This is a genomic window from Pseudoduganella sp. RAF53_2, assembly GCF_052113985.1.
Taxonomy (GTDB): Bacteria; Pseudomonadota; Gammaproteobacteria; order Burkholderiales; family Burkholderiaceae_D; genus Rugamonas.
This window is the reverse complement of sequence record NZ_JBFRDW010000975.1, coordinates 1-1,465: the sequence shown is the minus strand read 5'-3', so window position 1 is coordinate 1,465 and position 1,465 is coordinate 1. Positions and strand designations below refer to the sequence as shown.

At 62.0% G+C, this 1,465-nt stretch carries 1 protein-coding gene and 2 pseudogenes; 1 reads left to right on the top strand and 2 read right to left on the bottom strand.

Features of this window, described 5'->3' with window-relative positions; genetic code table 11:
• Both AB4Z11_RS31565 and AB4Z11_RS31560 read right to left on the bottom strand, forming a co-directional pair.
• The coding region (locus AB4Z11_RS31565) for an alpha-ketoacid dehydrogenase subunit beta (RefSeq protein WP_442030105.1) at positions 1-706 on the bottom strand (706 nt) is incomplete at its 3' end.
• A gap of 1 nt (position 707) precedes the next feature.
• A pseudogene (locus AB4Z11_RS31560) lies at positions 708-1,325 on the bottom strand (thiamine pyrophosphate-dependent dehydrogenase E1 component subunit alpha); the annotation flags it as partial.
• Between AB4Z11_RS31560 and AB4Z11_RS31555 the strand changes: the two are divergent.
• Positions 1,318-1,465 (top strand): annotated as a pseudogene (locus AB4Z11_RS31555) (thiamine pyrophosphate-dependent enzyme); the annotation flags it as partial. The pseudogenes AB4Z11_RS31560 and AB4Z11_RS31555 sit on opposite strands and share 8 nt — an antisense overlap.

The window sequence follows — 1,465 nt, the reverse complement described above, 5'->3', positions numbered from 1 at the left end:
CCATGGTGCCGTATGCGAGCACGGTCAGCGGCTTGCCTGGCCGGAAGACCGACGCCTTGTCAAGCGGGACGGTGTAATAGCCCTCGGGCACTTCGCCTAACGGATTCTGCGACCAAGGCACCACTGGCTTGTCGTGGTGGCCGTCAAACGGCCCGTTGTACAAGCGTTTCGGCTCAAGGAAGATCACCGGATCATCGTTCTCAATCGAGGAAATCAGCAGGCCTTTGGCATCGTAAGGATTCGACGGCATCACCGTGCGCAGGCCGCAAACGTGGGCGAACACGGCTTCCGGGCTTTGGCTGTGGGTCTGTCCGCCGTAGATGCCGCCACCGCAAGGCGTGCGGATGGTGATGGGCGCGGTGAAGTCGCCCGCCGAACGGTAGCGCAGGCGCGCCGCCTCGGACACGATCTGGTCATAGGCCGGATAGATGTAGTCGGCAAACTGGATTTCTATGCACGGACGCAGCCCATACGCCCCCATGCCGATCGCCACACCAACGATGCCGCCTTCGGAAATCGGCGTATCGAACACGCGCGATTTGCCGTATTTTCTTTGCAGGCCCTCGGTGCAGCGGAACACGCCGCCAAAGTAGCCTACGTCCTGGCCGAAGACCACGACATTCTCGTCCTTCTCCATCATCACATCCATCGCCGAACGCAGCGCCTGGATCATGGTCATGGGCGTTTTGACTGTGTTTTCCGCCATCTCAGATCCCCAGTTGCTGACGTTGCACGCGCAAGTGTTCCGGCATGTCTTTGTAAATGCCATCGAACATTTCGGCGGGACTGAAGGTGTGGCCGCTGGCCATGGTGCCGTACTGTTCCGCCTCTTTCTGCGCGGTCAGCACTTCCGCCTCCAGCCGTTTCTGCGTTTCGTCGTGCTCCTGTTCTGACCAGGCGCCGGCTTTGATCAGGTACTGCTTCAGTCGTGCGATCGGATCGCCCAGCGGGAAATGCGACCAGTCATCACCGGGACGGTACTTCGATGGATCGTCCGACGTTGAATGTGGGCCGGCGCGGTAAGTCACCCACTCGATCAGGCACGGACCGAAGTTGCGGCGCGCCCGTTCGGCAGCCCAGCGCGACGCCGCGTAGACCGCCAGGAAGTCATTGCCATCGACGCGCAGCGATGCGATGCCGCAGCCGACGCCGCGCGCAGCAAAGGTGGTGTCCTCGCCGCCGGCGATGGCCTGGAAGGTCGAGATGGCCCACTGGTTATTGACCACGTTCAGGATGACTGGCGCGCGGTACACGTGGGCGAAAGTCAGTGCGGTGTCGAAGTCCGCCTCCGCCGTGGCGCCGTCGCCGATCCATGCGGAGGCGATCGGCACCGCGCAGGCACTCGCGCTGAATGAAGACGACATGTGCTTTCCCACCTACCGCCAGCAAAGCATTCTGGTGGTGCGCGACTATCCGATGGTCGACATGATCTGCCAGCTGATGTCGAACGAACGCGACCCGCTCA